Source organism: Mesorhizobium sp. A623, assembly GCF_054489405.1.
The window spans coordinates 1-1,071 of sequence record NZ_JBTMXB010000123.1 but is presented as its reverse complement, the minus strand read 5'-3'; the positions used below and the strand labels follow the sequence as shown (position 1 = coordinate 1,071).

Annotated in this window: 1 protein-coding gene and 1 pseudogene; both read left to right on the top strand. The window is 58.9% G+C overall.

Annotated features, from left to right (window positions below; genetic code table 11):
* Positions 1–67: 67 nt before the first annotated feature.
* Positions 68–426 (top strand): annotated as a pseudogene (locus ACX3P1_RS28170) (transposase); the annotation flags it as partial.
* A 27-nt stretch (positions 427–453) separates the two neighbouring features.
* Positions 454–1,041 carry an IS5 family transposase gene (locus ACX3P1_RS28165; RefSeq protein WP_459083103.1) on the top strand — a complete coding sequence of 196 codons (588 nt, stop codon included), beginning with the start codon at positions 454–456 and terminating at the stop codon, positions 1,039–1,041.
* Positions 1,042–1,071 lie beyond the last annotated feature (30 nt).

Sequence of the window (1,071 nt, the reverse complement as noted above, 5' to 3'; positions counted from 1 at the left end):
CGGCGTTGGTGCACGGATAGGCCAGTGATGGTATGAGGGCCTCGATCACAAGCTAACCGAGATTTGCATGCCGTTTAAATTCAACGCAGCGCGGCGTCATCACATTCCACGCGCCCTGTATCGGGTGACAAATTGGAGCGCCTATGACCGCGGCCTGATTTTGCGCGGCGATATCAGGATGTGGATTTCGGCTGAGGCGATTGAAGGGTGGCGCCCATCGTGCCGGAATACGCCCGGCGGTCAGCGCCGGTTCTCCAATCTGGCGATCGAGACAACGCTGATGCTCGGCGCTCTGACCCGGTTTCCACTGCGCCAGACCGAGGTTTTTTGCGCTCGCTTATGGCTTTGATGAACCTTGATCTGACCGTTCCCGATCATACGACCCTGGCACGCCGGCGCAGAACGGTTGATGTCTGCTCGGTCCGACGTCCACGCAGGAGACCGGTCGACATTGTGATCGACAGCACTGGCCTGAAATTCTACGGCGCAGGTGAATGGGCAAGAGCCAAACACGGTGAAACGCGCCGTTCGTGGCGTAAACTGCATATTTCAGTGAATGCTGACGACAATGAGATCATTGCCCACGAGCTCACTGATGACGACACATCAGACAGCGCCAGGATCGGCAAACTCGTGGCCAATTCGGGCGGCAATATCCGATCGGTCATTGTCGATGGCGCCTATGACGGGGAGCCCACATATCAGGCGATCCGTGCCGCACGTCCAGCCCGATCTCCGCCCAGGATCGTCATCCCGCCGGGCAAGCGTTCGATCCCGGACAAGGGACGGCCGCATGGTGGGAGCGAGCGGGAATGCCATGCCGCAGAGATCGCGCTTCATGGCCGAATGGCGTGGCAGCGACGACACGAATACGGCAAACGCTCTCTGGTCGAGACTGCCATTTCCCGCATCAAACGTATCAACGACGGGCACCTGACCTCCCGCACTTTCGGCGCCCAGCAAAACGAAGTCGCCATTCACATCAAAATCGCGAACCGTAACATGGTCCTCGCAAGGCCCCTGTCCGAGCGCGTTCGCTGATCAAGCTACAAAGTCACCGAACCCTTTGAC